Source organism: Bordetella holmesii, from assembly GCF_020735985.1.
Taxonomy (GTDB): Bacteria; Pseudomonadota; Gammaproteobacteria; order Burkholderiales; family Burkholderiaceae_B; genus Bordetella; species Bordetella holmesii.
On the sequence record NZ_CP085973.1, the window covers coordinates 504,187 to 530,358 of the forward strand.

Below are 26,172 nucleotides of genomic sequence, written 5' to 3' on the forward strand. Positions count from 1 at the left end.
GCGACAAGGCTTTGAGCCGCGACGTCTCTGCGGCCAGGTGCCGAGCCGCTGTCCGGCGCGGCGCTCCCGATCTGCTTTCTACACAGAAGTATTTTTCAGGAGTCGAGTGATGAAGATGAAACGCTACGCAAGTGCAGCCGCGGCTGTGGCGCTGGCCTGCGCGGCCTTGGGCGCGCAGGCGGCGGACAAGACCGTGCGCATCGGCGCCATCTATCCGTTGAGCGGGGCGCTGGCGTCGACGGGCGCGGAGATCAAGGCTGCCGTCGAGCTGGCCGTCGATATCATCAACAACCCGCATCCAGAGCTCGAGGGCATTCCTCTGGCCGCCGGCAGTGGCCTGCCCGGGTTGGGCGGCGCCAAGCTGGAGGTGATTTTCGGTGACTCGCAAGGCAAGCCCGAGGTCGGCATGGCCGATGCGCAGCGGCTGCTGGATCAGGAAAAAGTGGTGGCCTTGACCGGCGCCTATCAGTCCGCCGTGACCAAGACCGCCAGCCGCATTGCCGAGCAGCGCGGCATTCCCTACCTCAATGGCGAGTCCAGCAGCCCGGACCTGACCGAGCGCGGCTACAAGTGGTTTTTCCGTACCTCGCCCAACGACGACACCTTTGTCGAGAACATGATGCAGTTTCTCGATGGTATCAAGGCCGTGCCCACGGCCAAGATCGCCGTGGTGTACGAGAACACCGACTTCGGTGTGAATACCTTCAAGGCGGTCGAGAAGTTCGCCAAGCAGTACAACCGCCAACTGGTGGCCAATATCGCCTACAGCGCCGGTTCGGCCTCGGTGACGGCCGAGGTGCAGAAGCTGGCTGCTGCCAAGCCCGATGTGGCGATCTTTGCGAGCTATACCTCCGACGCCATGCTGTTCGTGCGCACCATGCGCGAGAGCAAGTATGCGCCGCCGGTTTTCCTGGCCAATGACGCGGGTTTCATCGATTCGCGGTTTGTGCAGGAAGTCGGCCCGCAGGTGCAGGGCGTGCTGTCGCGCGATGTGTGGGGCAGCGATGTGGCCGCGGCCAAGGCGGGCCTGAAGAAGATCAACGATATGTACAAGGCCAAGACCGGCAAGGAGCTCAATGGCAACAATGCGCGCTCCATGCAGGGGGTGCTGGTGCTGGCCGATGCCATCAATCGTGCCGGCTCGACCGAACCCGAGGCCATTCGCCGGGCCTTGATCGCCACCGATCTGGGCGAGTCGCAGGTTGCCATGCCCTGGGCTGGCGTGAAGTTCGACGACAAGGGGCAGAACACCAAGGGTGCCGGCCTCATTCTCGAACTCAAGGGCAGCAGCTACCAGACTGTCTGGCCCGAGAAGTATCGCACCGACAAGAATCTGCCCACGCTGCCCTTTAGCTGGAAGTAAACCTCTTGCGTGACGGAGGCGGCCGCGCGGGGCCGCCTCGGGGAGTTCGACATGTTTGAAGCGCTTTCGGCCGGCCTGTTCAACGGGCTGATCTATGCGGCCGTCGCCGTTGGTCTGGCCTTGATCTGGGGCATCACCGACGTCATCAACTTCGCCCATGGCGAGTTTTTGATGTTGGGCATGTACTCGGCCTATTGGATGTATACCCTGGGCCATCTGGATCCGACGCTGTCGGCGCCGCTGGTGGCCATCGTGCTGGCTTTCGTCGGTTTTCTGACGTATGCCCTGATCATCAAGCGCCTGCAGAAAGGGCCGGCCATGGCGGTGATTCTGGCCACGTTCGGCCTGGGTCTGGTGCTGCGTCAACTGGCCTTCATTGCGTTTTCGCCGGACTACCGCAGCCTGCCCGATACGCTGATCTCCGGCAGCGTGAGCCTGGCCGGCGTATCGCTGGGTCGTCCGCAAGTGGTCACGGGCCTGGTGGCGCTGGCCATGGTGGTGGCGCTGTTTTTCCTGGTGTATCGCACATGTTGGGGGCATGCCCTGCAGGCCGTGGCCGAGGACCGGGACGTGGCGGCGCTGGTGGGGATTTCGCCCGACCGCGTCAATGCGCAGGTCTGGATGCTGGGCAGTGCCGCCGTTGGCCTGGCAGGCGCGTTGCTCACGACCTTCTTTTATGTGTTTCCGTCGGTGGGCACGGTGTTCGGTCTTCTGGCCTTCGTCGCGGTCTGCATGGGCGGCTTCGGTTCGCTGCCAGGCGCTTTTATCGCCGGCATTCTGATCGGAATCATCGAGGCGATGACGGGCTACTTCGTGGCGCCGGTGCTCAAGACCGTGAGCGTGTTCATCCTCTTTATCCTGGTGCTGTGGTATCGCCCGCGTGGGCTGTTCGGGCGGTGGTGAGATGTCGATGACGCAAACAGACAAACAAACCCTGGCTCCCGGTGAAGCGGGCCTGACCAAGTGGCCCATGGCCGTGGCATTGGTGATCGCGTTGTTGCTGGCGCTTCTGCCTTTGGTCGTCAGCGATGCGTTTACGTTACAGGTCTTGCTGCTGGCCATCATGTTCGGCGCGCTGGGTGCCTGCTGGAACCTGGTGGGTGGCTTTCTGGGCCGCATTTCGTTCGGGCATGGTGTGTTCATCGGCGTGGGGGCCTATACGACCTTGCTGCTGCTGCAGCATCTGAAGCTCACGCCATTGGTGGGTATTCCGTTGGGCGGCGTGATCAACGCCGCGCTGGCCTGGCTGGTGGGCGGGCCCACCTTGCGGCTGTCGGGCCACTATTTCGCGATGGCCACGATCGCCCTGCTGCAGATCGGCCTGTTGCTGATGGTCAACTGGGACTGGGCGGGCGGTGCGGTCGGCCTGGAGGCACCCATTGCCGATGCGCCGTGGATGCTGCTGTTTCGTACCAAAGTGCCCTATTACTGGATTGCCCTTGGCCTGGCCTTTCTGACCTTTCTGTGCACCTATCTGCTGGTGCATTCGCGCACCGGTTTCTATTGGCGCGCCATCAACGGTGATGAGGCCGCGGCACGCAGTCTGGGCGTGCCCGCGGATCGCTACAAGATGCTGGCCTTTGTGTTGTCGGCCGGGATGACGGGCGTGTGGGGCGGTTTTTTTGGTTCATCGAGGAATACCGGGGAATGCAGACCGGATCTTGAGGAAGAAGTACTCCTGATCGCGGTAGCCGTAGGCGCGGCGCTTGATGATTTTGATGGTGTTGTTGATGCCCTCGACGATGCTGGTGTTGAGCCGGTGGCGACAGCGAGACAGAATCCCGTGCAGATAGGCTTTTAGCTTGAGCGCGAAGTGAGCCAAGGCGGCGATGCCGCTGCCCTGAGCCTGTTGCAGCCAGTGATCCCATGCCTGGCGGGCGTAGCCGGGGTGTTGGTAGAACCACAGCTGTTTGAGCTCATCGCGCATCAGATAAGCGGTGAGCAAGGGCTGGTTGGCCTGGAGCAACTCGTCCAACTTTACCGATTGGCACGGATCGAGGTTTTTGCGATTGCGCAGCAGTAGCCAGCGACTGGACTTGATCACCCGGCGGGCCGGCTTGTCGTGCCGCAACTGGTTCGCTTGGTCTACACGCACCCGGTCTATCACTTCACGGCCGTACTTGGCCACGACGTGGAACAGGTCGTAGACGATCTCGGCGTTGGGGCAGTTGGCCTGGATCTCCAGCTCATAGGCCGTCGTCATGTCGATCGCTACGGCCCGGATCTGCTGGGCAACTCCTGTTGGCAGTTGTTCGAAGAAGGCTCTGGCCGTCTCGCGCGAGCGGCCATCACCGATCCATAGCACCTGACGGCGGATCGGATCGACAACGACCGTGGCATAACGATGGCCCTTGTGTAGAGCGAACTCGTCCATCGCTAGGTAGTGGATCTGGCTCCAGTCCGGCTCTTGGATCGCCCGTCGCAGCAGGGCCTTGTCCAGCGCCTTGACCGTGTGCCAACCCAGTTGGAAGAAGCGCGCCACGGCCAGAATGTTGCTGGACTCAAGCAACTGGCTGACCGCCTCGGCCAGCCGGTCGGTCACTCGCTGGTAACGGCCCAGCCAGCTCAGCCTCTCCAGATGCGGTCCACCGCACTGCTCGCACCAGACCCGCCGACGCGGCACTACCAGCGTCACTCGCAGCGCCATTAGCGGCAGATCCCGCACCCGGCGCGTGGTCGTCTCATGCACCTGCCGACATCGGTTGCCGCAGTGCTCGCAGTGCATCGTTCGCGCTGAAGGCTTCAGGTAAATCGTGACCGTCCGGCTCTCACCTTCAGGCCACACGACCCGCTCCACCCGATAACCTTCCCACCCACCCAACCTCTCGATCGTCTTGCGGTCCAGCATGATCCCGGCCTTGATCCTTGAAAAATCAAGGATCAAGCGTAACGGCAATCAAGCACGGCTCCACGCTATTCCGCGATGAACCGTTTTTTTGCCATGTACGTGGGGTTCATCGACCCGGAGTCCATGTTCAGTCTGACCATGTCGGTGCAGGTGGTGCTGGTCACCATTTTGGGCGGGGTGGGGACCTTGGTCGGGCCCTGGCTGGGCGCGGCACTGCTGCTGCCGCTGTCCGAAGGCACGCGCGTTGCCTGGGGCAGCTCGGGCCTGGGGCTGGATCTGCTGATCTTTGGCCTGGCCATCTTGCTGGTCACGCTTTTTCTGCCGGGCGGCCTGGTGACCCTGAGGAGGCGTCGTGGCACTACTTGAAGTCAAGGACCTGACCAAGCGCTTTGGCGGCCTGGTCGCCAACAAGGATATATCGCTGTCGGTCGAGCAGGGCGAGATCGTTGCCATCATCGGGCCCAACGGCGCGGGTAAGAGCACGCTGTTCAACGGCCTGGTCGGGCAGCATGAGCCGACCTCGGGGTCAGTGACTTTCCATGGCGAGCCGCTGGCCGGCAAGCAGCCCGAACAGGTCGCAGCCCTGGGGTTGGTGCGCACGTACCAGATCCCGCGCAGCTTCGGCCAGATGACCGTGTTGGAAAACGCCATGGTGGGGGCGCTGCTGCGCCACCCTCGTCTGGCCGATGCGCGCCGAGAGGCCATGCGCGTGCTGGAGCTCGTGGGTCTGGCCGAGCGGCACGACGTCAAGGCCTCGGGGCTTAACGTGGCCGGACAAAAACGCGTGGAGCTCGCACGGGCGCTTGCCACCGAGCCGCGCATGCTGCTGCTCGATGAAGTGGCGGGTGGCCTGAATCCTTCCGAAGCCATTGCGCTGGCCGAGATTTTGCGGGGAATCCACGCCGCAGGGGTGACGTTGATCATCGTCGAGCACGTGCTGGAGGTCGTGATGCGGCTGGCGCAACGGGTGCTGGTACTCAATTTCGGGCAGATGATCGCCGAAGGACCGCCGCAGGACATTGTGCGTCACCCCGCCGTGATCGAAGCCTATCTGGGGAGAAAGCACCGTGTCTGACATGATGCTCGAAGTGGAAAACCTGAGCGTGGCCTATGGTGGCGTCCAGGCCGTGCGCGATCTGTCATTGCAGGTACGAGCCGGCGAAATCACCGCGCTCTTGGGCGCCAATGGCGCGGGCAAGTCCAGCACGTTGATGGCCATCGTGGGCGCGGTGCGGCCGAAAAGCGGGCGGGTGAGTTTCGAGGGGCGTGACATCACGGGTACGCCGCCTCAGCATCTCGTCGCCCAGGGCATTGCCCTGATTCCGGAAGGCGCGCGGGTCTTTGCGCGCCAGTCGGTGGCGCAGAATCTGCGGCTAGGTGCGCATACGGTGCGCGATGAGGCGGTGTTCGCCGAACGCCTGCAGCGGGTCTATGACCTGTTTCCGCGCCTGAAAGAGCGTCAGGAGCAGTTGGCCGGCACAATGTCGGGCGGCGAGCGCCAGATGCTGGCCATCGGCCGCGCCCTCATGAGTGGTCCGCGTCTTTTGCTGATCGACGAGCCCAGTCTGGGCCTGTCGCCGCTATTGGTCGAGCAGGTTTTCGATGCGTTGGCCGCACTGAACCGTGACGATGGCCTGTCGGTGCTGCTGGTCGAGCAGAACATGAACCAGGCGCTGGAAGTCGCCAGCCGGGCGTACGTCATGCAAAGCGGCCGCGTCGCCCTGCAAGGCGGAGCCGAAGAGCTGGCCGCCTCCGATGAGGTGCGGCAGGCGTATCTGGGAATGTAGGCGCTGCGCGCAGATCCGGCAGCAGGGGGGTGTGCCGGCGGAGGGCAGCCGGCACACCGGGGCGGTCAGCTCAAGGGCAGCGTCAGCACACCCTGTACCGCCGGGCGCATCATCAGGCGGCGGTACCATGCCGCCAGATGGGGCGTGTCGGGGCGCTCGATGGGCAGGCCGAACCAACGGTGAGTGGCGCAGCCCAGCGTGATATCGCCCATGGTGAACTGCGGGCCGGCAATGAAGTCCCTGCCTTGCAGGGCCTGATCCAACAGCAGCGCGCAAGCCGTCGAGCGCTTGATGGAGGCTTCGATGGCCGCCGCATCGCGCTTGTCGTCGGGGGTGCGGATCAGGCCCAGAAAGGCCGGCCCCTGCGCAGGCTGCCACTCGGTCGTCTGCCAGTCCATCCAGCGGTCGGCGTCAGCGCGCACACACGGGTCGGCCGGCCACAAACTGCCGGCGCCGTAGCGCGCGGCCAGATAGCGCACGATGGCGTTGGACTCCCACAGCACAAAACCGCCGTCGTCGATGACAGGCACTCGGCGGTTGGGATTCATGCGCCCGTACTCAGGCGTATCCAGTCCGCCGAAAGCGCCACCGGCTTCGGTCAGGGTGTGGGGCAGCGCCAGTTCGCGCACGGCCCAGACGACTTTCTGTACGTTGACGGAGCTTAGCCGTCCCCAGATCTTCAGCATGGTCTGTCCTTGGAGTTAACGCGGCGGCAGTGCGCGCCGCAAGAAACCTGCGCCACGCGCAAAGCGTGGCCAATCGAAGCTGGGCCCGGGGTCGGTCTTGCGGCCGGCAGCGATGTGCTCATGGCCACGGGCCGCGCGCAGAGGCAGGCGGGCGCGCAGGCGTTGTGCAAGTTCGCTCAGGGTGGCGTATTGCGTGTCGGTATAGGGCAGCCTGTCAGTGCCTTCGAGTTCGACCCCCACCGAGAAATCATTGCAGCGTTCGCGCCCTTCAAAGCGCGACACGCCGGCATGCCAGGCGCGATCGTAGATGGAGGCGAACTGCACGATGCTGCCGTCACGGCGGATGAAAAAATGCGCGCTCACGCGCAAACCCGCCAGGCGCGCGAACCAGGGGTGAGCGTCAAGATCGAGCCGGTTGAGAAAAAGGTCGGCGACATACGGCCCGCCGAACTCGCCCGGCGGCAGCGTGATGTTGTGCACCACCAGCAGACTGACCTGCGCACCAGGCGGGCGGGCGTCGACGTTGGGCGAGGGCAGGCGGGTGACGGCAGGGGCGGGACGCAGCCAGCCGTGGCGATCCAATTGCAAAGACATGGCAAAGGGCGATTCAGGGTCAAGCCGCATTATGCAGGCTCGTTTGCAGCTTGCCTATCGCGGCGGGCCCAGCCGGGCGTGCTCGACGCTGCACCAGGTCTGGCCGTTTTGCAGCACGGCCTCCGAGCGCGGTATATGGATGCCGCAATGGGCGCACCGCACCATGGTTTCAGGGGGTTTGGCCACAGGCGGCGTGGCGCGGCGCCGGGGGGGCGCCGCGCGGCGGCTATTGCGCGCATTGAGCATGCGCCAGCCGGTCAGGATGACCAGGATGGCGATGAACCAGAAAAGTATCTTGCCCACCTGGGTCAACTCCGATGCAGAATCATTTCCAGCACAAAACGGCTGCCCGTATAGGCAAGGATCAGAAAGCAGAACCCCGCTACCGTCCAGCGCAGGGCCACGCGGCCACGCCAGCCGCGCACCTGGCGGCCCACCAACAGCCCGCCGAAGGTCAACCAGGACAGCAGGGTAAAAATCGTTTTGTGATCGAAGGGCAGGATGCGCCCGGTCAGGAGGATGGACGCCACCGAGCCGGTCGCCACCGCCGCACTGAGCACCAGAAAACCGATGAAGATGATGCGAAACAGGAGTTGCTCTTGCACGAGCAGCGGCGGTTGGGCGTCGAGCACCCGGCCGATGATGCTGCGCGAGGCCGGCGCATCCAGCGGGCGGTGCAGATGGCGGTCCAGCAGGGCCATGAGCATCGCATGCAGGGCCGCGATGGTGATTAACCCATAGGCGGCCAAAGCAATGATAAGGTGTATGCGCAGCCAGGGCGTGCCCACGTGCGGTACGGCCACGCCCTGCGGAAAGAGGGCCGCCAGCAGGGTTGCCAGCGTGGCGGCGGGCAACAGCAGCAACTGCACTCCATCGATACGGATGAAGAAACTCTCGAGCCAGTACATGATCAGACCCAGCCACATGGCCGCCGACAGGGCGAGGGCCCAACCGATGAAGATATGATCTGTCCCCAAAATGGCCTCGCGCAGGGCATAGCCATGCACGACCAAGGCGCCAAGCAGGCAGAACCGGGCAATCTTGCCGGTCTGTTCGACGCTGCCGGCCTTCTGCAGGCGGCGCCACATCGAGGCGCCCAGCACGGCGTAGACCAGTGCGGCCACGGCGTGAAATACAATGCCTGATGACATAAAAACCGTTGTCTGGGTGGGAGCAGGGCAAATGTCACCCGCTGACATCGCCCGCTGCCGGCCTTTATGGCCAGCGCGGTCCCGTTCAATCAATTAGTTTAAGCGGAAACGCCTCTCATGCTCGATAACCTTACTCAACGCCTGTCGCGCGTCGTCAAGACGCTGCGCGGCGAAGCCCGCCTGACCGAGGCCAACACCCAGGAGATGCTGCGCGAGGTGCGCATGGCGCTGCTGGAGGCCGACGTGGCCCTGCCCGTGGTGCGCGATTTCGTGGCGCGCGTCAAAGAAAAGGCCCTGGGCGAGGACGTCTCCTCCAGCCTGACGCCGGGCCAGGCCCTGGTCGGCGTGGTGCATAAAGAACTGACTTCCCTCATGGGGGGCGATCTGGGCCCGGGCAGCGGCGAGCTGTCGCTGGCCGTGCAGCCGCCGGCGGTCATCCTCATGGCCGGCCTGCAAGGCGCCGGCAAGACGACCACGACCGGCAAGCTGGCTCGCTGGCTGTCCGAGGGCGAACACACCCAGGGCGGCCGCAAGACGGGCAAAAAGAAGGTGCTGGTGGTCTCGGCCGACGTCTATCGTCCCGCGGCCATCGACCAGCTCAAGAGCGTGGCCGCTCAGGTCGGCGTGGATTTTCTGCCGTCGGATCCGAGCCAGAAGCCCGAGGACATCGCCCGCAATGCGGTCGAGCATGCCCGTCGCCATCATTACGACGTGCTGATCGTCGACACGGCCGGCCGTCTGGGCATCGACGAGGCCATGATGCGCGAGATTGCCGCGTTGCATGCGCTGGTCAAGCCGGTGGAAACGCTGTTCGTGGTCGACGCCATGCAGGGCCAGGATGCGGTCAATACCGCGCGGGCGTTTGCCGAGGCGCTGCCGCTGACCGGTGTGGTGCTGACCAAGTTGGACGGCGACGCGCGCGGCGGCGCGGCGCTGTCGGTGCGTCACATCACCGGCAAGCCATTGAAGTTCGTCGGCGTATCGGAAAAGCTCGATGGTCTGCAGGCCTTTCACCCGGAGCGCATGGCGCAACGGGTGCTGGGCATGGGCGACATCGTCTCGTTGGTCGAGCAGGCGCAGAAAAACATCGACATCGCCGAGGCCGAGAAGCTCGCCAAGAAGATCAAGTCGGGCGACAAGTTCGACCTCAATGACTTCCGCGAGCAACTGGGCCCGGTCAAAAAGCTGGGCGACATGAATTCGCTGCTGGAGAAGCTGCCATCGCAGTTTCAACAGGCTGCCGGCCAGTTGCAGGGCGGGCAGGCCGAGAAGCAGTTGCGCCGCACCGAAGGCATTCTGAACTCCATGACCGCAGGCGAGCGCGCCAAGCCCGAGCTCATCAAGGCCTCGCGCAAGCGCCGCATCGCCGCGGGCGCGGGCGTGCCGGTGCAGGAAGTCAACCGCCTGCTCAATCAGTTCGAGCAGATGCAGGGCATGATGAAGCAGATGAAAAAAGGCGGCATGGCCAAGATGATGCGCGCCATGCGAGGCCTGAAGGGCATGGGCCGTTTTGGCGGGTTCGGCCGGTAAAACGCACCTGCGCCATGAAAAAAGGGGCGCAAGCCCCTTCTTTCATGGCCAAGAGCCGTGTTTTACCGGGCCTTGGCCACGGCGGCGTTCCAGGCGGCGATCACTTTTTCGTAGTCCGCGGCTGCTTCCAGTTGATCCACGGGGAAGATCTTGATCGCGGCCAACTCGGGCAGCGTGGTCAGCTTGGAGACTTCGATGTCGCTGCGCGAGGGACGGCGGAAGTTCTTCACGAGCTGCGCGGTTTGCGCTTCTTTGCTGAGCAGGCCCTCGTAGAGCTGGCGCGCGGCCTCGGCGTTTTTGGCGCCTTTTATGATGAACATGCCTTCGGGCGCCAGGTAGCTGCCTTCGGACGGGTAGACCAGTTTGATTTCTTTCTGGCCCCCGGCGACGTATTCCTGAGCCGCGTATTCCAAGGTCAGGCCGACCGGGTATTCGCCCGCCGCCACGCCCTTGTATGTCGTGCCTGATGACCCGGTGATCACGGCATTGGCGGCGATCTTGTCCAGGCCTTCAGTGCCGAATTGTTTGTACAAACCGTAGACCAGCATATAGGCCGTGCCACTCTTGGAGGGGTCCGTAATGGCGAATTTACCCTTCCACTGGGGCTGCATCAGGTCTGACCAGGTCAGCGGCGCGGCGCTTCCCTTTAGCTGGCGTTCGTTGACCATCATCGCCATGACATGAACGTTGGTGCCCATCCACAAATTGTCCGGGCCGCGGAACTCGGCCGGGATCGCCGCAATGTCTTTGGGGGTGTAGGGTTCCAGCTGGGCACGATAGGCACCCAGCGTGCCGAAGCCGCCGCTCCAGAAGAGGTCGCCGCGCGGGTTTTGCGCTTCCGCCTCGATGCGTTTCATCAGCGTGCCGGTGCCACCGGTGAGCGGCCTGACGTCCAGCTTGGGCATGGTCTTTTTGACGGCATCCACCGCGGTATCGATGGTGTCGGTGTTGTTCGATGAGTAGAGGATGACCGTCTGAGCCTGGGCGGCGCCGGAGGCCAACGCAGCAGCCAGAACGCTGGATTGCAGCAGGTGAGAGAAGCGCATGGAAGAGCCTTTGTCTGAAGTTGCTACTTGCCGGAGAACAGGTTGACTTTGAACGCCTTGATCGACACGACGACCGGCACGAGGATCACGGTGACCAGGGCCGCGCCGTAGGCAGAGGCCATGCCCAGGCGCCCGCCGTCAACCTGACGAAAAATGGCGATGGGCATGGTTTCCAACCCGCCGCTATAGGCCACGATCGAAGCCGATAGCTCCGATATCGTGGTCAACCACATGAGAATGGCCGAAGAGATGATGGAAGCTTTCATGGCCGGCAACATCACTTTAAAAAACGTCTTCAGGGGCGATACGCCCAGGCTGATCGACGCCTCCTCGATGGAGTCGGGAATGTTGAACAGGGTGGACGAGGCGTTGCGCACGGCAAACGGCAGCCGGCGCACGGTGTAGCACAGCACCATGATGGCCGAGGTACCCGCCAGGACAAGCCATCCCGTATTGAAAGTCTGCACCAGCGCAATGCCCAGGACGGTGCCGGATATCGTCAGCGGCAGCACCAGGATGTAATCCAGAAACTGTGTGGCGCGACTGCGTTTTTTGACGGTGAGATAGCTCGCCAGCAGAGCAAAGGCCACCCCGATAAGCGTTGCCAGCGACGAAAACGTTATGGAGTTGAGAATCGGCTCCGGAGCGCCTTGCAGCGCGCGTTGCATGCTTGTCAGTGACCATGAACCCCAGTGCATGACCGGGCCGCTGGTGTGCGTGAACGCTGCGATGAACACTACCACCAGCGGCAGCATCGACAGCAGCACCACGAGGGTGACGCCACCGGCATAACCCGCAGCGGCCCAGGAGCGCACGCGCCGGGGGGCGGGCGCTCGGCCCTGTGTCATGGTGTAGACCTTGCGTTCGACCATGCGCTTTTGCACGAAGAGCACGGCGGCCACAATGCCGATGGACACGACCGACATGGCGCTTTGCAAGGTGGGGCTGCCGCCCATTTCGTTGACGAAGGTGTTGTAGGTCATCACGGACAGCAACGGCACTCGGCTGCCCAGCATGATGGACAAGGCGAAATTACCAACGACCAGCGTGAATACCACCAGTGCATTGACCAGAACGGCCGGAGCGATGACTGGGACCATGACGCGGATGCGGGTAAGCCACGGGGGGGGGCCAGGCTCAATCCGGCCTCTTCGAGTTGGCCGTCGAAGCCGCGCAATGCGGCCAGCACGCCGAGATAGATGTAGGTGTAGTAGACCAGTGTCATCGAGAAAATCATGCCGCTCCAGCCATAGAAGGAGGGCAAGTCGATGCCGATCTCACGTAGCGCATTGGTGAGCAATCCGTTGTTGCCCAGCACCAATAGCCATGATTGCCCCACGATGATCTCGGGGATGACAATGGTCAGGATAGGCAGGATGGCCACGAGGTTCTTGAGCGGAAAGTCGTAGCGCGCCACCATGTAGGCGAAGGGCACTCCCACCAGCACGGTGCAGCCGGTCACCACCGCCCCCAGCACCAGGGTGTTGCGCAGGGCCTGGAGATACTCTCCGTCCTGGGCCAAGGCGGTAAACCCTTCGAGCGAGAATCCGCCGGACGCCCCCGTGACGCTATTGCCGAAGAGAACGGCCAGCGGGTAGATCACGAAGAACAGCAGCAGCACCAGACACGCCACTGTCAGCAGGCCCCAGGGCCACCATTTGATACGCATCTGCGGCCTCTTACTCGCTGACCACGCGACTGTGCGCCGGAACCAGAACCTGCACGGTGCCTCCAGGCTGAAAGTCACCTACCATGTTGCCCGAGTGCAATTCCACGCGGATTTCGCCGCCGTCTTCCAGGGCGATGCGATACGCCGTCTTGAATCCGAGATACTGCCGGCGCAGCACGCGGCCGGGCAGCGCGTTGGGAATGCGGGGCGCCGGGGCGATGAGGCTCAGCTCCTCGGGGCGCGCAATCAGGATGCCGCGCTCGCCAAGCGTTGCGCTGCCTTGAACGCCATCGAAAGGATGTGGGCCGATGCGATAGCGCACATGGGGCAGGCCGCCGTTATCGCTGCCGCCGATGACTTCGGCCGGCACGGCGATGACGTTGGCCGAGCCGATGAAGTCGGCCACGTAGGCATTGACCGGGTTGCCGTACAGGGCCTCCGGAGAGCCGAGTTGAGCAATGCTGCCACGATCCATGATGGCGATCTGGTCGGACATCGCCAGCGCTTCTTCCTGGTCGTGCGTGACAAAAACCGTCGTGATGCGAGCTTCGCGCACGAGATCGAGAATGACGTCGCGCATCTGCACCCGCATTTTGGCGTCCAGATTGGACAGCGGTTCGTCCATCAGCAGCACGCGAGGACGGATGACCAGGGCACGGGCCAGGGCGACGCGCTGGCGCTGCCCGCCACTCATCTGCGCCGGGTAGCGCTGAGCCAATGCGGCCAGCCCGACTTTCTCCAGCGCTTCGATGGCGCGCACCTTGATGTCCGCGCGGCCGACGCCGCGGGCCTTCAATCCGTAGGCAACGTTGTCAAATGCCGTTTTGTCGGGGAAAAGCGCGTAGTCCTGAAACACCATGCCGATGTCGCGGCGGTGCGCCGAAACATGGGTCATGTCATCCTGGTCGAACAGCAAACGGCCCCCATCGGGCTCATAAAAGCCCGCGATGCATCGCAGCAACGTGGTTTTGCCGCAGCCGCTGGGACCCAGCAGGGTATAGAAGGCCCCGTCCGGGATGTGCAAGGACAGTTCTCGCAGGACGCTTTGTCCGTCGAAAACCTTGACGATTCGGTCGATAGTGATGGATGCCATGAGTGAGTCCGCTGCTTGCTGCCAGCCATCATAGAAATGCCCGCGACAGTCCACCAGCAGGCTTTTTTAAGGTTCATCGCGGAATAGCGTGGAGCCGTGCTTGATTGCCGTTACGCTTGATCCTTGATTTTTCAAGGATCAAGGCCGGGATCATGCTGGACCGCAAGACGATCGAGAGGTTGGGTGGGTGGGAGGGTTATCGGGTGGAGCGGGTCGTGTGGCCTGAAGGTGAGAGCCGGACGGTCACGATTTACCTGAAGCCTTCAGCGCGAACGATGCACTGCGAGCACTGCGGCAACCGATGTCGGCAGGTGCATGAGACGACCACGCGCCGGGTGCGGGATCTGCCGCTAATGGCGCTGCGAGTGACGCTGGTAGTGCCGCGTCGGCGGGTCTGGTGCGAGCAGTGCGGTGGACCGCATCTGGAGAGGCTGAGCTGGCTGGGCCGTTACCAGCGAGTGACCGACCGGCTGGCCGAGGCGGTCAGCCAGTTGCTTGAGTCCAGCAACATTCTGGCCGTGGCGCGCTTCTTCCAACTGGGTTGGCACACGGTCAAGGCGCTGGACAAGGCCCTGCTGCGACGGGCGATCCAAGAGCCGGACTGGAGCCAGATCCACTACCTAGCGATGGACGAGTTCGCTCTACACAAGGGCCATCGTTATGCCACGGTCGTTGTCGATCCGATCCGCCGTCAGGTGCTATGGATCGGTGATGGCCGCTCGCGCGAGACGGCCAGAGCCTTCTTCGAACAACTGCCAACTGGGGTTGCCCAGCAGATCCGGGCCGTAGCGATCGACATGACGACGGCCTATGAGCTGGAGATCCAGGCCAACTGCCCCAACGCCGAGATCGTCTACGACCTGTTCCACGTCGTGGCCAAGTACGGCCGTGAAGTGATAGACCGGGTGCGTGTAGACCAAGCGAACCAGTTGCGGCACGACAAGCCGGCCCGCCGGGTGATCAAGTCCAGTCGCTGGCTACTGCTGCGCAATCGCAAAAACCTCGATCCGTGCCAATCGGTAAAGTTGGACGAGTTGCTCCAGGCCAACCAGCCCTTGCTCACCGCTTATCTGATGCGCGATGAGCTCAAACAGCTGTGGTTCTACCAACACCCCGGCTACGCCCGCCAGGCATGGGATCACTGGCTGCAACAGGCTCAGGGCAGCGGCATCGCCGCCTTGGCTCACTTCGCGCTCAAGCTAAAAGCCTATCTGCACGGGATTCTGTCTCGCTGTCGCCACCGGCTCAACACCAGCATCGTCGAGGGCATCAACAACACCATCAAAGTCATCAAGCGCCGCGCCTACGGCTACCGCGATCAGGAGTACTTCTTCCTCAAGATCCGGTCTGCATTCCCCGGTATTCCTCGATGAACCTTTTTAAAGCCAGCTGTAAGTTTTTCTTGGGGCTGAATTTTCAGACATCACCTAGAATGGCCGCATCTGGGACAGCACCGCCGGCAAAGTATCGACGGCCGCAGAGAATCAACGGACAAGTGGGAAAGAATCGCAAACGCAGGCGGGCGGGGCGCTGACCATGGCCCGGAGTCTGCCTCCTCTGAAAGCCCTGAGGGTGTTCGAAGCCGCTGCGCGGCTGAGCAGCTTTACCGCTGCCGCCCAGGAGCTGAACATCACGCACAGCGCGGTCAGTCAGCAGATCCGTGCACTGGAAGACTTCATCGGGCAGCCTTTGTTTGCGCGCGCCGCGCGTGGTGTGACGCTGCTGCCCGACGCCCAGGCGTATTTTGCCGACGTCCAGGCCAGCCTTGAGCGTATCGCTCAGGCAACGGCCACCATGAAGCAGCCGCGCGAGTTGCGGCAGTTACGTCTGTACGCCACGCCCTCGTTGGCCATGAAACTCTTGATCCCGGGGCTGGCCGATTTCCAACGCCTGTATCCCGAAATCGATGTAGAGGTCACGACGCTGGGCAGGCAGTTCATCGACCGCGCCGACGGATCCCAGGATCTGATCATTCGCCATGGCGCCATGCATAAACCCGACTTCGTGTGTCAGCCGTGCCTGGAAGACAGCTACGTGCCGGTCGCATCCCCCCGCTTTATTGCGAGCCATCGTCTGCGCCGCCCGGCGGATTTTGTGGGTCATCCGTTGTTGAAAGTGCGCGGATGTCTGGATATCTGGACGCAGTGGTTCGGACTGGCCGGGGTCGATGTACCGTCCATGTTGCCCGGGCCGGTTTTCGACCATGATTTTCTGTCCATGCAGGCGGCCAGCAATGATCTTGGTCTGGCCCTGGCCCCGTGGTGTTTGCTGGCTGAAGATATTCAGGTCGGCCGATTGCAGCCCATCTTCGAAGCGCTTCGTCTTCCCAACGCCGGCGTGCACGCGTTGTTTCGCCCGGATTCGCCAGCCGCGCCGTTGGCGCGGCTGTTTCTGGACTGGTTCGCCCGGCCCAACAAGGAGTACGCATGACAGTATTGACGCTGGGCCCCGGTTTGAGCCTGCGTGATCCGTATCCTCGGCCCAGGTTGCGTGACTTCAAGCTCATTGCCTTCGATATGGATTCGACGTTGCTGGCAGTGGAGACTCTGGATGAGCTGGCGGATCTTGCGGGTTGCAAGGCGCAGGTCGCCGGGCTGACCGAGGCGGCGATGCGGGGAGAGAATCCCGATTACAAGGCCAGTTTGCGCCAACGCGTTGCGTTGCTGGCCGGTTTGCCGGAAAGTGCGCTTGACGTGGTGTGGCGAGAACGCGTGCGTCTGAACCCAGGCGTGCAGGCGTTGATTGCCGCATGTAAGTCCGCCGGCCTGCGCTGCATTCTCGTGACCGGGGGCTTTACCTGCTTTACCGACCGCCTGGTCCGCCAGTTGGAGTTGGATGATGTGCGGGCCAACGAGCTCGAAATCGTTCAAGGCCGCATCACCGGGCGCTTATTGCCTCAGTCGTGGGGCGATATCTGCGATGGCGAGGAAAAGCGCCGCAAGGTGTTGCAGACGTGCGAGGCCATGGGCATCGCCGCCGGACAGGCGATCGCGGTGGGCGATGGTGCCAATGATCTGGCCATGATGAGTGTTGTCGGATTAAGCGTGGCTTATCACGCGAAGCCCACGGTACGGCAACAGGCGCGGGTGGTCATTGATCAGGGCGGGCTGGACAGGCTGCTGGAGGTGTTCGAGGCGGTGTAGCAGGCGCAACGCGCAACTGCGCGCAATACACAAACCACCGACTGCTTCAAACCTGCTTCAAACAGGGAAAGCTTGGCAAGCCTCGAGCAAGTTCACGCAGTTACCCAACGATGGCGGGTCGAAATACCGCCGCGCCGGCGGTGCATCGCCACGATCTCGAATGCGAATTGCAGGCGGATTGCGAGCGGGATGACGTAGTCTCCAGTCTCTCCTGTGCCATTGTGCGTGCCTGAGCGAGCGTCAGTTGCCGTATTGCCCCAGGGCGGACTTGCGGCGCTGGCCAGCGTTCGTGCGGTACTGGAGCTGACCTGCCCCCAGATTTAGTACGGCACCGACATAGAGCCCAGGGGTAAAAGACCTTCTTTCTGATGAGCCTGCACGAATTGCGCCGGCGTTAAATATCCGAGCGCGCTGTGAGGCCGATCGGTGTTGTACTCGACTCGCCAGTTTTCGATCAAGCTTTTAGCCTGTCGCAGGGACAAGAACCAGTGCTCGTTAAGGCATTCGTCGCGGAACTTGCCGTTGAAACTTTCGATATAAGCGTTCTCCACCGGCTTACCCGGCCGAATAAACGACAGCTTTACGCCTGCTTGGTAGGCCCAGGCGTCCAAGGCTCTTCCGGCGAACTCTGGCCCGTTGTCCACGGTAATAGATCGCGGCAGGCCACGCATCTCCGCCAGCCGTTGCAGCACCATGGCAACACGCAGTCCCGGCAACGACGTATCGACCTCGATGGCCAGGCATTCGCGAGTGTAGTCATCGACGATAGTCAAACAGCGGAATCGGCGGCCATAGGCTAGGCCGTCGGCCACAAAGTCCATTGACCAACTCTGATTCGGCGCGATTGCCGCTGGGCGAACCACGCGCTCGGTCGCCGCGATTCGCTTACGCTTTCGTTTTCGCACGCTTAACCCTGCCAGACTGTACAGCCGCCAGATTCGCTTGTGATTTGCTTGCCAGCCTTCGCGACGTAAGAGCACATGGATCCTCCGATAGCCGTAGCGTCGTTTCGCCACTGCCATCTCTTTCATGCGCTCGGTCAGCGCAGCATCGCCTGAGCGTGTGCTCTCGTAGGCAAACAGCGACCGCGAAATTCCTACCAGCCCACAGGCCCGGGTAACACCCATGCTGCGCTCGGTCATTAATGTCCTGACCGCCTCGCGTTTGGCCTGCGGGCTGACTACTTTCGGCTTAGCAGATCCTGAAGCGCCGCCTTGTCCAGCATCGACTCGGCCAACAGCTTCTTGAGCTTGTTGTTCTCCTGCTCCAGCTCCTTGAGCCTCTGAGCGTCCGACACCGTCATGCCACCGAACTTCGCCTTCCAGTTGTAGTACGTTGCCTCGGAGATTCCGTGCTTGCGGCACAACTCTGCGGGCTTGGCACCTGCATCGGCTTCCTTGAGCACGCCGATGATTTGCTCTTCCGTAAATCGTTTCTTCATTGCCATTCCTTTGGGAACGGACTCTACATCGATTTCGTACTAATCACGGGGAGCAGGTCAGAGCCATCCTGAAGCAAAAAAACGGCCAAACATGGCGTTTGGCCGAATCAGCCGGCACGGACGGGGATAGCCCGTGTCGGCACACGCTGGTCAACGTGCGGGGTTGGCCAGCCTGATCTTCATGCGGTCGACGGCAGGGGCGCGATGCGCGGCACCCTCCGGGCGTTGATGACTACGAGGGCCAGGACCCGGGGATCCAGACACCAACCCCGATTATCGGCAAACGGGCGTGCCGGCGACATGGCGGGGTTGTAACTGCTTGCGAGCGGGCGGCTCAGCCGCCGCCGACGGCCACGACGATTTCGAGCTGATCGCCCGGGGTCAGCGGCGTGTCGGCGTGCTTGCTTTTGGGCACGATTTCGCCGTTGCGTTCGACGGCGACGCGTTTGCCGGTATAGCCCAGGGTGTCGAGCAGGCCAAGGACCGTGGTGGCGGCGGGCAGCTCGCGAGTCTGGCCATTGAGCGTGATCTGCATATCAATCCTTAGTGCTGGCATATCGGTTGGTGGCCTCGATGAGGCGGGCCAGGATGCCGGGCTCGTCGAAGGCGTGACCCGCATCGGGCACGAGGTGGAAGTCCGCCTGCGGCCAGGCGCGATGCAGATCCCAGGCGGTGCGTGCGGGGGTGCAGACGTCGTAGCGGCCCTGCACGATGGTGCCGGGGATGTCATGCAGCCGGTGCGCATCGCGCAGCAGTTGGCCTTCTTCCATGAAGCCGGCATGCACGAAATAGTGGTTCTCGATGCGGGCAAAGGCCAGCGCGGCACGATCGGCAGCATGGCTTTGCTGGTGGCGCGGGCTGGGCATGAGCGTGATGGTGTGGTCTTCCCATTGGCTCCAGGCCTTGGCGGCGCGCAACTGCTCGACGGCGTCGTCGCCGGTGAGTCGCTTGCGATAGGCCGCGATCATGTCGCCGCGCTCGGCTTGCGGGATGGGCTCGAGGTAGCCTTCCCAGCGATCGGGGAACAGCCAGGAGGCGCCTTCTTGATAGAACCAGAGCAGCTCGGCCCGGCGCAACGTGAAGATGCCGCGCACGATCAGTTCGCTGACGTGCTCAGGATGCGTTTCGGCATAAGCCAGCGCCAGTGTCGAGCCCCAGGAGCCGCCGAACACCAGCCAGCGCTCGGCACCCATGACTTCCCGGCGCAGGCGCTCCATATCGGCCACCAGGTCCCAGGTGGTGTTGTTCTGCAGGCTGGCGTGAGGCGTGGAGCGCCCGCAGCCGCGCTGATCGAACAGCAGCACGTTGTAGCGTTGCGGGTCGAACAGTTGCCGGTGCACGGGCGAGCAGCCGCTGCCAGGGCCACCATGCAGAAACACGGCGGGTTTGCCCTGCGGATTGCCGCAAAGCTCCCAATACACCTGATGACCATCGCCGGTGTCCAGCATGCCATGGCGGTAGGGCTCGATCGCGGGATAGAGCATTGGAGGACTCTCCTTGGTGGGCTCAGGCCTTGCGCTTGAAGATCAGGTCCCAGACGCCATGGCCAAGCCGCAGGCCGCGCGTCTCGAATTTGGTCTGCGGGCGGTAGCTGGGACGCTCGGCGTAATCGTGCGCGGTGTTCTCCAGCAGGGTTTCACCGCCGAGGACTTCCAGCATCTGCACGGCGTAGTCCTGCCAGTCGGTGGCGCAATGCAGGTAGCCGCCGGGGCGGATGCGGCTGGCCAACAGGTGCACGAAGGCCGGTTGCAGCAGGCGGCGCTTGTGGTGACGTTTTTTGGACCAGGGATCAGGAAAGTAGACGTGTACCCCGGCCAGCGAGTCGGGCGCGATCATGTCGCGCACCACTTCGACCGCATCGTGCTGGATGATGCGTACGTTCGGGATCTGGGAGGTCTCGATCCGGTGGAGCATCGAGCCCACGCCAGCGTTGAAGACCTCTACACCGAGAAAGTTGTCGTCGGGGCGGGCCAGCGCGATCTTCTCGGTGGTCTCGCCCATGCCAAAGCCAATTTCCAGGATGGTCGGCGCCTCGCGCCCGAAGGCGGCGGCCGGGTCCAGGGGGCGCGCCGCGTAGGCGATGGCCCACTTGTCCATCAGTTGTTCGAGGGCATCGCGCTGACGCTGCGTGATGTGCCCGCGTCGATGCACGAAGCTGCGGATATGCGTGGCGCCAGGGCTGGGCGGCGCGTGGTTGGCCGGTTCCAGGGCGGCCTGGGTCGCCGGCGTCAGGGGCTCGGCATCCGCCGGGGCAGGGGGGGTAGTCGTCGGGGTATTCGCGTTCATAACCCGGATTGTAGTGGGAGCCGCCGCCCCGGAAAATCGGGGGGCGGATCCGGGGCGTCAGGATGCCTCGGGAGGCACGCCCAGTTCGGCATTGGCCTCGCCCTTGGCGGGCGGCGCGCGGCGCAGGCTGGCCGGCGTGCGCGACAGCTTGATCGGGCTGGCCAGGCCTCGGTAGGCCTCGTTTTCGAGCACCATGCCACGGTGATGCGTATGCGGATGATCGAGAACCTCGGCCACGTCCTGCACGGCCGCGGCAGGCACGCCATGCTTGAGCAGGCGCTCGGCCAGCTCGGTAGCACGGTGATCGATGAGCCGGGCGCTCAAGGCCTCGCGCAATGCCGGCCGGTTGGTCAGCCGCGCGGCGTTGTCCGCAAAGCGGGCATCGGCGGCCAGATCCGGGGCGTCCAGAATCTCGCACAAGCCCGCGAACTGGCGATTGTTGCCGACGGCCAGAAAGATTTCGCCGGCGGCGGTGGTGAAGGTCTCGTAGGGCGCGATGTTGGGGTGGGCGTTGCCACTGCGCTGTGGAACCTTGCCGCCGTAGAAGTAATTGGCCGCATGCGGATGCAGCAGCGATATCGCGCAGTCGTACAGCGTGATGTCCAGGAACTGTCCCAGGCCGCTGCGCTCGCGCTCATAAAGCGCCAGCAGAATGGCCGAGGTCGCATTCAGGCCGGTCACCATGTCGACCACGGGCAGGCCGACCCGGGTAGGCGGGCCGTCGCGCTCGCCGTTGACGCTCATCAGGCCGCACATGGCCTGGGCGCAGGCGTCGTAGCCCGGCAGCCCCCCCAAGGGGCCATCGCCGCCAAAACCGCTGACCCGGCAATGGATCAGGCGCGGGAAGTCCGTTTTCAGGCGCTCATAGCCCAAGCCCCATTTCTCCATGGTGCCGGGTTTGAAGTTTTCCACCACGACGTCGGCATCGGCCAGCAGCGTCAGCAGGAACTCTCGCCCTTCAGGCCGCGCCAGGTTCAGCGTGATGCCGCGTTTGTTGCGGTTGACACCCGCAAAATACGAGGCCGAGCCGCCCGCCACACCTTCGGCAAAGGGCGGGCCCCACCCTCGGGTCTCATCGCCGTCGGGCGGTTCTATCTTGAGGACGTCGGCGCCATGGTCGGCCAGCATCTGGGTGCAATAAGGGCCACCCAGGACGCGTGACAGATCAATGACTCGGCAGCCGGCCAGGGCGCCTTGGGGCAAAGCGGATGCGTTCATGTCAGTCGATGGAAATATTGGCTTGATGAATGACCTTGCCCCATTTGTCCACCTCGTCATTGATGAACGTCTGCAAAGCCTGGGGGCTGCGATCTTTGGCGGGCACGATGCCTTGGCGTGTCAGCGTCTCGTTGACGGCGGGGGACTCCAGCGTATTGACGAAAGCATTGTTGAGCTTGTCCACGATCTCGGGCGGTGTGCCTTTGGGCGCGACGATGCCGAAGAAGACGCTGACGTCGTAGCCGGGCAGGCCCTGTTCGGCCAGAGTGGGCAGATCGGGCAGCGAGGCGGAGCGATCCGCGCTGGCCAGTCCGATGGGACGCAGCTTGCCCGATTGCACGAAAGGCAAGGCCGTCAGGATGTCGGTAAACGACATCGACACCTGGCCACCGACCAGATCGTTGAGCGCCGGGCCGGTGCCTTTGTAGGGCACGTGCAGAATGCGGGTCTGCGCCATGTTGTTGAACAGGACGCCCGCCAGGTGCGAGGACGCGCCGTTGCCGGACGACGCATAGCTCAGCTTGTCCGGATGGCTGCGGGCATAAGCGATGAGCTCCTGCTCGTTCTTGGCGGGCACCGAGGGGTGGACGACCAGGATATTGGGCAGGTGGCCGATGCGGGCGATGGGGGTGAAGCTGGTGCGCGGATCGTAGTTCTGGTTTTTGTAGAGGCTGACGTTGATGGCCAGCGGGCCCGAGGTGCCGAACAGCAGCGTGTAGCCGTCCGGTTTGGCGCGGGCGACATACTCGGAGCCGATATTGCCGCCGGCGCCGCCGCGGTTTTCCACCACGACGGTTTGACCGAGCTGATCCTTGAGGCCTTCGGCCAGACGGCGCGCCAGCGCGTCGGTCGGTCCGCCCGGCGGAAAGGGCACGACGAGCGTGATGGGATGGTCGGGATAGGCTGCCTGGGCGCCGCCCACCAGGCAGGCTCCCAGAGCGAGCGCCGCGCCCAGGCGGCGAAAAATCGTAGTAGGCATGGGGTGTCTCCTGTCGTTATGGACATGGGGCGGATCGAGCCGCCCCGCGGGATCAGGCTTGTGCCTGCAATACGCGCTGATTCAGCGCATCTTCGTTTTCTTGCGCCTGGCAGGGATTGCGCGGCAGTAGGCGATGGCGCAGGACCTGGTCGGCCAGCAAGCCGCGTCCCGCCAGCGCCGGCAGCCGGGCTTCCCAACGCAGCGCCGCCACCGACAGCGCGTGATACAAGGCCGAGGCCGCCTGACGGGCCAGGTCATCACGCTGTTCTTGCGCGGCGTGCGCGGCCAGCGCAAACGCGCCATCGACGGCCTGGCTCTGGCTGTCGGCCAGGGCTGGGTCGCAGGGTCGGCCGGCCTGCAACAGGGCGTCCACGTGGGCGCGCAGAGCGGGCAAGGCCTCTTCGCGGCGGATGGCGCGCAGCACGTCCAGCGCCACGATATTGCTCGTGCCTTCCCAGATCGAACCCAGATGGGCATCACGCATCAGGCGCGGTTCGACCCACTCTTCGATGTAGCCGCAGCCCCCGCGCACTTCCATGGCGTCGCCCGTGACCTTGCGTGCGTCACGGCATGCCCGAAACTTGATGAGCGGCGTCATGATACGCGCCAGCGCCGGACTGGCCTGGCCGGCTTCGGCCTGCGCCAGCGCCTGCGCGGTCTGGTACATGACGCTGCGGGCCTGTTCGGTCCAGAGCATCATCTTGGCCAGCTGGCGCCGCATCAGGGGCATGTCGACCAGCGAGCGGCCAAAGGCCTGGCGCTCGCGCGCGACGAACATGGCTTCACTCACTGCCCGGCGCATCAGGCCGGCAGCGCGCATGCCATTGGACAGCCGCGAGTTGTTGATCATGTCGGCCATCTGCTTGAAGCCGCGGCCGCGCTCGCCCACCAGCCAGGCGCGCGCGCCTTCCAGGCGGATCTCGCCGCTGGCCATCGAGCGGGTGCCAAGCTTGTCTTTCAGGCGCAGAATGCGATAGCTGTTGTGGCGGCCATCGGGCAGGTCGCGTGGCAGCAGAAACAGCGATACGCCTTTGAGGCCGGGATCGGCTTCGCTGCGCGCCAGCACCATGGCAAAGCCGGCGTCGGGGTTGGAGCAGAACCACTTGTCGCCGCTCAGGCGCCAGGTACCGTCGTCATCCAACAGGGCCTGCGTGGTCGTGGCGCTGACGTCGGAGCCCGCGCCCTGTTCGGTCATGAACATCGCGCCCTGGCGCAGGGTGTCGAAGTCCAGGCTGGTGACTTGCGGCACGACCTGCTCGACGAGCGCCGGATCTCCGTAGCGGCGCAGCGTGCGCGCCAGCGAATCGGTCATGCTCACGGGGCAGCACAGGCCGAACTCGGCCTGCACGAAAAGGTGGCTCAGCGCATACTTGGCCGCCGCCGGCATGGGCTTGGGCCAACCCAGCACGCCAGAGCGGTGCGACAAGGCCGCCAGGCCGAATTCGCTATAGGCCAGACGCTCCAGCTCGACGTACGCGGGGTGTTTTTCGACGCGGGACTCATCGGCGCCGCTGCGATGCCGCACCGACAAAGTTGGCGCTTGATGGTCGGCCGTCATGGCCAGCTCGTCCATTTGCCCGCCAGCCAGTTCCCCAAGCCGGCGCAGGTGCGGCAGCAGATGGGTATAGAGATCCTCGGGCAGGTAGCAGGCTGCCATGGGCGCTGCGTAAGGATCCACGTCGAAGAGGTTCTGTCCCCGGGAGTCCGGGACGGCGGTCTGTTCGGGCATGACGATTCCAATGGTCGGTTGGCTCGATGCTGCGCCGGCTTATCTATCCATACAAATACTGTTTTAATGTTGAGCAATACAAAAAAACTATCAATGGAGACGTATGGAGCTGCGCCTGCTGCGTTATTTCATCGCCGTGGCCGAGGAGCGCCACTTCGGCCGCGCCGCGCGGCGTCTGCATATTTCGCAGCCGCCCCTTTCCTACGCCATCCGGCAGCTCGAAGCGCAACTGGGTGTGACACTGCTCGAGCGAAACAGCCGCCACGTCGATCTGACGCCGGCGGGCCAGGTGCTTTATGGGCAGGCGCTGGCTCTGCTGCGCCAATCCGAAGAGATCAGTCTTCTGGTGCAGCGCGTCGACGCCGGTTTGCAGGGGCGGTGCCGCATCGGATTCGTCGGCTCCATGCTGTACCGCGGCCTGCCAGACGTCCTTGCGCAGTTGCGCCTGCAACTGCCCGGCGTGGAGCAGGTCTTGCAAGAGCGCAACTCGCATGACCAGATCGAAGCCATCCAGCGCGGTGAGCTCGACCTGGGGTTCGTCCACGCCAATCCGCTGCCACCCGAAGTGCGCAGCCTGGACCTCATGGCCGAACCCTTCGTGGTCTGCCTGTCGCAGGGCCACCCGCTGGCCGCGCGACGCAAACTGGAGCTGCGCGAACTGGTCAACGATGACTTCATTTTCTTCGCGCGCGAAGCCTCGCCCAGTTATCACGAAACCGTGCTGTCGCTGTGCGTCGCCGCGGGGTTTCATCCGGCCGTGCGTCACGAGGTCAGGCATTGGCTTAGCGTGTGTTCGCTGGTCTCCCAGGGCCTGGGCGTGTCCATCGTCCCGGCCTGCATGGCGCGCAGCCGGCTGGCGGGCACGCGGTTTCTCAATTTCGACCATGAGGCGCGTTCGCGCAGCCAGTTGATCTGGCCGGCGCGCCACAGCTCTCCCCTGGCCGAGCGCACGCTGGCCATCGTGCGTGAGCATTTCGGGGGAATGGCTTAGGCAGTGGCCGCAGAACCGCTGGGGCGGTACCATCGTGACGAACCACTCTGGGGCCCTATGCATGATCGACCATCTCGACCACCTCGTTCTGACCACCACCAATGAAGCCGCGTGCGTGGATTTCTATGTCGGCCTGCTGGGCATGCGCCTGGAGAGTTTTGGTCAGGGCCGCAAGGCGTTTCGATTTGGCAACCAGAAGATCAATCTGCACATCAAAGGCCGCGAGTTCGAACCCAAGGCCCATTTGCCGGTGCCGGGGGCGCTGGACTTGTGCTTTATCGCTTCCATTCCGCTCGATGAGGTCATCGCCCAGATCAATGCCAAGGGCGCTCACATCATCGAAGGCCCGGTGCGCCGTACCGGGGCCGAGCATCCGCTGCGCTCGATTTATCTGCGCGACCCCGACCTGAACCTGATCGAGATTTCCGAACGCGCCGAATAAAGGTGGGCAGGGCACACGACTGCCGCAAGGCAGGCTATAATCCTCGCCTGCGTTGAAACGGCCTTTGAGCCGGTTGCAGCGCCAGCCTCCCGATGCGGGTGTAGTTCAATGGTAGAACGGCAGCTTCCCAAGCTGCATACGAGGGTTCGATTCCCTTCACCCGCTCATTTTGCGAA

General features: G+C 63.6%; 27 protein-coding genes, 1 tRNA gene and 1 pseudogene. 13 read left to right on the forward strand and 16 right to left on the reverse strand.

Going from position 1 to position 26,172, the window contains the following annotated elements:
• Nucleotides 1-109: 109 nt before the first annotated feature.
• From LK440_RS02325 to LK440_RS02335, 3 genes and pseudogenes are all read left to right on the forward strand, one after another.
• A complete protein-coding gene (locus tag LK440_RS02325) occupies nt 110-1,363 on the forward strand; it encodes an ABC transporter substrate-binding protein (RefSeq protein ID WP_005015753.1) in 1,254 nt (417 codons plus the stop codon).
• 51 nt (nt 1,364-1,414) lie between these two features.
• Entirely contained in the window at nt 1,415-2,266 is an 852-nt protein-coding gene (locus tag LK440_RS02330; RefSeq protein ID WP_025341216.1) for a branched-chain amino acid ABC transporter permease, read from the forward strand.
• Nucleotides 2,267-2,273: 7 nt separating this feature from the next.
• Nucleotides 2,274-2,987 (forward strand): annotated as a pseudogene (locus tag LK440_RS02335) (branched-chain amino acid ABC transporter permease); the annotation flags it as partial.
• Nucleotides 2,988-2,990: 3 nt separating this feature from the next.
• On the opposite strand, the gene LK440_RS02340 reads toward LK440_RS02335, so the two are convergent.
• Nucleotides 2,991-4,211, reverse strand: coding sequence for an ISL3 family transposase (locus tag LK440_RS02340; protein ID WP_005015748.1), 1,221 nt, complete (start codon nt 4,209-4,211; stop codon nt 2,991-2,993).
• Between the two features lie 75 nt (nt 4,212-4,286).
• On the opposite strand from LK440_RS02340, the gene LK440_RS02345 reads away from it, so the two are divergent.
• The 3 genes from LK440_RS02345 to LK440_RS02355 are packed head-to-tail and all read left to right on the forward strand — an operon-like array spanning nt 4,287 to nt 5,998.
• On the forward strand, nt 4,287-4,577 hold the full coding sequence (locus tag LK440_RS02345) for an ABC transporter permease (protein ID WP_005015745.1): 291 nt from the start codon (nt 4,287-4,289) through the stop codon (nt 4,575-4,577).
• A complete protein-coding gene (locus LK440_RS02350; RefSeq protein ID WP_005015743.1) occupies nt 4,564-5,286 on the forward strand; it encodes an ABC transporter ATP-binding protein in 723 nt (240 codons plus the stop codon). Before LK440_RS02345 ends, LK440_RS02350 begins: the two co-directional genes overlap by 14 nt.
• A 4-nt stretch (nt 5,287-5,290) precedes the next feature.
• The gene (locus tag LK440_RS02355; protein WP_005015741.1) at nt 5,291-5,998 is read left to right on the forward strand and encodes an ABC transporter ATP-binding protein; all 708 of its coding nucleotides are present in this window, start codon (nt 5,291-5,293) and stop codon (nt 5,996-5,998) included.
• 65 nt (nt 5,999-6,063) lie between these two features.
• Here the strand turns inward: LK440_RS02355 and LK440_RS02360 are convergent, their stop codons facing one another.
• Genes LK440_RS02360 through LK440_RS02375 form a run of 4 tightly spaced genes read right to left on the reverse strand, consistent with a single transcriptional unit; the run spans nt 6,064 to nt 8,429 of the window.
• Entirely contained in the window at nt 6,064-6,684 is a 621-nt protein-coding gene (locus LK440_RS02360) for a glutathione S-transferase family protein (RefSeq protein WP_005015738.1), read from the reverse strand.
• A gap of 15 nt (nt 6,685-6,699) precedes the next feature.
• On the reverse strand, nt 6,700-7,278 hold the full coding sequence (gene ampD, locus LK440_RS02365) for a 1,6-anhydro-N-acetylmuramyl-L-alanine amidase AmpD (RefSeq protein ID WP_025341213.1): 579 nt from the start codon (nt 7,276-7,278) through the stop codon (nt 6,700-6,702).
• 54 nt (nt 7,279-7,332) lie between these two features.
• The gene (locus LK440_RS02370) at nt 7,333-7,581 is read right to left on the reverse strand and encodes a PP0621 family protein (RefSeq protein WP_025341212.1); all 249 of its coding nucleotides are present in this window, start codon (nt 7,579-7,581) and stop codon (nt 7,333-7,335) included.
• 5 nt (nt 7,582-7,586) lie between these two features.
• Entirely contained in the window at nt 7,587-8,429 is an 843-nt protein-coding gene (locus LK440_RS02375; RefSeq protein WP_005015721.1) for a cytochrome C assembly family protein, read from the reverse strand.
• Nucleotides 8,430-8,546: 117 nt separating this feature from the next.
• Here LK440_RS02375 and ffh point away from each other — a divergent pair, with 117 nt between their 5' ends.
• Nucleotides 8,547-9,959, forward strand: coding sequence for a signal recognition particle protein (gene ffh / locus LK440_RS02380; protein WP_005015719.1), 1,413 nt, complete (start codon nt 8,547-8,549; stop codon nt 9,957-9,959).
• Between the two features lie 62 nt (nt 9,960-10,021).
• Here the strand turns inward: ffh and LK440_RS02385 are convergent, their stop codons facing one another.
• From LK440_RS02385 to LK440_RS02400, 4 genes are read right to left on the reverse strand one after another with little or no spacing between them, the layout of a single operon-like run.
• Nucleotides 10,022-11,005 carry an ABC transporter substrate-binding protein gene (locus LK440_RS02385; RefSeq protein ID WP_005015717.1) on the reverse strand — a complete coding sequence of 328 codons (984 nt, stop codon included), beginning with the start codon at nt 11,003-11,005 and terminating at the stop codon, nt 10,022-10,024.
• Nucleotides 11,006-11,028: 23 nt separating this feature from the next.
• Entirely contained in the window at nt 11,029-12,105 is a 1,077-nt protein-coding gene (locus tag LK440_RS02390; RefSeq protein WP_227944763.1) for an ABC transporter permease, read from the reverse strand.
• On the reverse strand, nt 11,988-12,674 hold the full coding sequence (locus LK440_RS02395; protein ID WP_227944764.1) for an ABC transporter permease: 687 nt from the start codon (nt 12,672-12,674) through the stop codon (nt 11,988-11,990). Before LK440_RS02395 ends, LK440_RS02390 begins: the two co-directional genes overlap by 118 nt.
• A 10-nt stretch (nt 12,675-12,684) precedes the next feature.
• Nucleotides 12,685-13,767: an ABC transporter ATP-binding protein gene (locus tag LK440_RS02400; protein WP_005015716.1), complete on the reverse strand. Its 1,083-nt coding sequence runs from the start codon at nt 13,765-13,767 to the stop codon at nt 12,685-12,687.
• 152 nt (nt 13,768-13,919) lie between these two features.
• Here LK440_RS02400 and LK440_RS02405 point away from each other — a divergent pair, with 152 nt between their 5' ends.
• The 3 genes from LK440_RS02405 to serB all read left to right on the forward strand — a co-directional run bounded on the left by LK440_RS02405 (nt 13,920) and on the right by serB (nt 16,910).
• Nucleotides 13,920-15,140 (forward strand): ISL3 family transposase, encoded by a 1,221-nt coding sequence (locus LK440_RS02405; RefSeq protein ID WP_005011985.1) that lies wholly within the window; start codon nt 13,920-13,922, stop codon nt 15,138-15,140.
• Nucleotides 15,141-15,303: 163 nt separating this feature from the next.
• Entirely contained in the window at nt 15,304-16,197 is an 894-nt protein-coding gene (locus LK440_RS02410) for a LysR substrate-binding domain-containing protein (protein WP_005015715.1), read from the forward strand.
• Nucleotides 16,194-16,910 carry a phosphoserine phosphatase SerB gene (serB, locus tag LK440_RS02415; protein WP_005015714.1) on the forward strand — a complete coding sequence of 239 codons (717 nt, stop codon included), beginning with the start codon at nt 16,194-16,196 and terminating at the stop codon, nt 16,908-16,910. The genes LK440_RS02410 and serB overlap by 4 nt, the downstream gene beginning before the upstream one ends.
• Nucleotides 16,911-17,230: 320 nt before the next feature.
• Here serB and LK440_RS02420 read toward each other — a convergent pair.
• From LK440_RS02420 to LK440_RS02450, 7 genes are all read right to left on the reverse strand, one after another.
• A protein-coding gene (locus tag LK440_RS02420; protein WP_101557886.1) for an IS3 family transposase occupies nt 17,231-18,351 on the reverse strand; the annotation gives its coding sequence in 2 pieces (ribosomal slippage) (nt 17,231-18,099 and nt 18,099-18,351; 1,122 coding nt in all).
• 334 nt (nt 18,352-18,685) lie between these two features.
• On the reverse strand, nt 18,686-18,886 hold the full coding sequence (thiS, locus tag LK440_RS02425; protein ID WP_005015713.1) for a sulfur carrier protein ThiS: 201 nt from the start codon (nt 18,884-18,886) through the stop codon (nt 18,686-18,688).
• A gap of 1 nt (nt 18,887) precedes the next feature.
• Nucleotides 18,888-19,835, reverse strand: coding sequence for a prolyl aminopeptidase (gene pip, locus LK440_RS02430; protein ID WP_005015711.1), 948 nt, complete (start codon nt 19,833-19,835; stop codon nt 18,888-18,890).
• Between the two features lie 22 nt (nt 19,836-19,857).
• Complete coding sequence (gene trmB, locus LK440_RS02435) at nt 19,858-20,637, reverse strand: tRNA (guanosine(46)-N7)-methyltransferase TrmB (protein ID WP_005019978.1); 780 nt, start codon at nt 20,635-20,637, stop codon at nt 19,858-19,860.
• Between the two features lie 57 nt (nt 20,638-20,694).
• On the reverse strand, nt 20,695-21,855 hold the full coding sequence (locus tag LK440_RS02440; protein ID WP_005015710.1) for a CaiB/BaiF CoA transferase family protein: 1,161 nt from the start codon (nt 21,853-21,855) through the stop codon (nt 20,695-20,697).
• Between the two features lies 1 nt (nt 21,856).
• Entirely contained in the window at nt 21,857-22,834 is a 978-nt protein-coding gene (locus LK440_RS02445; RefSeq protein ID WP_005015709.1) for a Bug family tripartite tricarboxylate transporter substrate binding protein, read from the reverse strand.
• Between the two features lie 52 nt (nt 22,835-22,886).
• Entirely contained in the window at nt 22,887-24,563 is a 1,677-nt protein-coding gene (locus LK440_RS02450) for an acyl-CoA dehydrogenase family protein (protein ID WP_005015706.1), read from the reverse strand.
• Between the two features lie 103 nt (nt 24,564-24,666).
• On the opposite strand from LK440_RS02450, the gene LK440_RS02455 reads away from it, so the two are divergent.
• The 3 genes from LK440_RS02455 (at nt 24,667) to LK440_RS02465 (ending at nt 26,161) form a co-directional block, all read left to right on the forward strand.
• Nucleotides 24,667-25,554, forward strand: coding sequence for a LysR family transcriptional regulator (locus tag LK440_RS02455; protein WP_005015704.1), 888 nt, complete (start codon nt 24,667-24,669; stop codon nt 25,552-25,554).
• Nucleotides 25,555-25,615: 61 nt separating this feature from the next.
• A complete protein-coding gene (locus LK440_RS02460; RefSeq protein ID WP_005015702.1) occupies nt 25,616-25,996 on the forward strand; it encodes a VOC family protein in 381 nt (126 codons plus the stop codon).
• 94 nt (nt 25,997-26,090) lie between these two features.
• Nucleotides 26,091-26,161, forward strand: a tRNA-Gly gene (locus tag LK440_RS02465).
• The last annotated feature ends 11 nt before the right edge of the window (nt 26,162-26,172 follow it).

What these genes read in the sequence shown, in the direction of transcription:
- LK440_RS02325 (WP_005015753.1), top strand. Translation starts at nt 110, where the DNA reads ATGAAGATGAAACGCTACGCAAGTGCAGCCGCGGCTGTGGCGCTGGCC.
- LK440_RS02330 (WP_025341216.1), top strand. Translation starts at nt 1,415, where the DNA reads ATGTTTGAAGCGCTTTCGGCCGGCCTGTTCAACGGGCTGATCTATGCG.
- LK440_RS02340 (WP_005015748.1), bottom strand. Translation starts at nt 4,211, where the DNA reads ATGCTGGACCGCAAGACGATCGAGAGGTTGGGTGGGTGGGAAGGTTAT.
- LK440_RS02345 (WP_005015745.1), top strand. Translation starts at nt 4,287, where the DNA reads ATGAACCGTTTTTTTGCCATGTACGTGGGGTTCATCGACCCGGAGTCC.
- LK440_RS02355 (WP_005015741.1), top strand. Translation starts at nt 5,291, where the DNA reads ATGCTCGAAGTGGAAAACCTGAGCGTGGCCTATGGTGGCGTCCAGGCC.
- LK440_RS02360 (WP_005015738.1), bottom strand. Translation starts at nt 6,684, where the DNA reads ATGCTGAAGATCTGGGGACGGCTAAGCTCCGTCAACGTACAGAAAGTC.
- ampD (WP_025341213.1), bottom strand. Translation starts at nt 7,278, where the DNA reads ATGTCTTTGCAATTGGATCGCCACGGCTGGCTGCGTCCCGCCCCTGCC.
- LK440_RS02375 (WP_005015721.1), bottom strand. Translation starts at nt 8,429, where the DNA reads ATGTCATCAGGCATTGTATTTCACGCCGTGGCCGCACTGGTCTACGCC.
- ffh (WP_005015719.1), top strand. Translation starts at nt 8,547, where the DNA reads ATGCTCGATAACCTTACTCAACGCCTGTCGCGCGTCGTCAAGACGCTG.
- LK440_RS02385 (WP_005015717.1), bottom strand. Translation starts at nt 11,005, where the DNA reads ATGCGCTTCTCTCACCTGCTGCAATCCAGCGTTCTGGCTGCTGCGTTG.
- LK440_RS02390 (WP_227944763.1), bottom strand. Translation starts at nt 12,105, where the DNA reads ATGGTCCCAGTCATCGCTCCGGCCGTTCTGGTCAATGCACTGGTGGTA.
- LK440_RS02395 (WP_227944764.1), bottom strand. Translation starts at nt 12,674, where the DNA reads ATGCGTATCAAATGGTGGCCCTGGGGCCTGCTGACAGTGGCGTGTCTG.
- LK440_RS02400 (WP_005015716.1), bottom strand. Translation starts at nt 13,767, where the DNA reads ATGGCATCCATCACTATCGACCGAATCGTCAAGGTTTTCGACGGACAA.
- LK440_RS02405 (WP_005011985.1), top strand. Translation starts at nt 13,920, where the DNA reads ATGCTGGACCGCAAGACGATCGAGAGGTTGGGTGGGTGGGAGGGTTAT.
- LK440_RS02410 (WP_005015715.1), top strand. Translation starts at nt 15,304, where the DNA reads ATGGCCCGGAGTCTGCCTCCTCTGAAAGCCCTGAGGGTGTTCGAAGCC.
- serB (WP_005015714.1), top strand. Translation starts at nt 16,194, where the DNA reads ATGACAGTATTGACGCTGGGCCCCGGTTTGAGCCTGCGTGATCCGTAT.
- thiS (WP_005015713.1), bottom strand. Translation starts at nt 18,886, where the DNA reads ATGCAGATCACGCTCAATGGCCAGACTCGCGAGCTGCCCGCCGCCACC.
- pip (WP_005015711.1), bottom strand. Translation starts at nt 19,835, where the DNA reads ATGCTCTATCCCGCGATCGAGCCCTACCGCCATGGCATGCTGGACACC.
- trmB (WP_005019978.1), bottom strand. Translation starts at nt 20,637, where the DNA reads ATGAACGCGAATACCCCGACGACTACCCCCCCTGCCCCGGCGGATGCC.
- LK440_RS02440 (WP_005015710.1), bottom strand. Translation starts at nt 21,855, where the DNA reads ATGAACGCATCCGCTTTGCCCCAAGGCGCCCTGGCCGGCTGCCGAGTC.
- LK440_RS02445 (WP_005015709.1), bottom strand. Translation starts at nt 22,834, where the DNA reads ATGCCTACTACGATTTTTCGCCGCCTGGGCGCGGCGCTCGCTCTGGGA.
- LK440_RS02450 (WP_005015706.1), bottom strand. Translation starts at nt 24,563, where the DNA reads ATGCCCGAACAGACCGCCGTCCCGGACTCCCGGGGACAGAACCTCTTC.
- LK440_RS02455 (WP_005015704.1), top strand. Translation starts at nt 24,667, where the DNA reads ATGGAGCTGCGCCTGCTGCGTTATTTCATCGCCGTGGCCGAGGAGCGC.
- LK440_RS02460 (WP_005015702.1), top strand. Translation starts at nt 25,616, where the DNA reads ATGATCGACCATCTCGACCACCTCGTTCTGACCACCACCAATGAAGCC.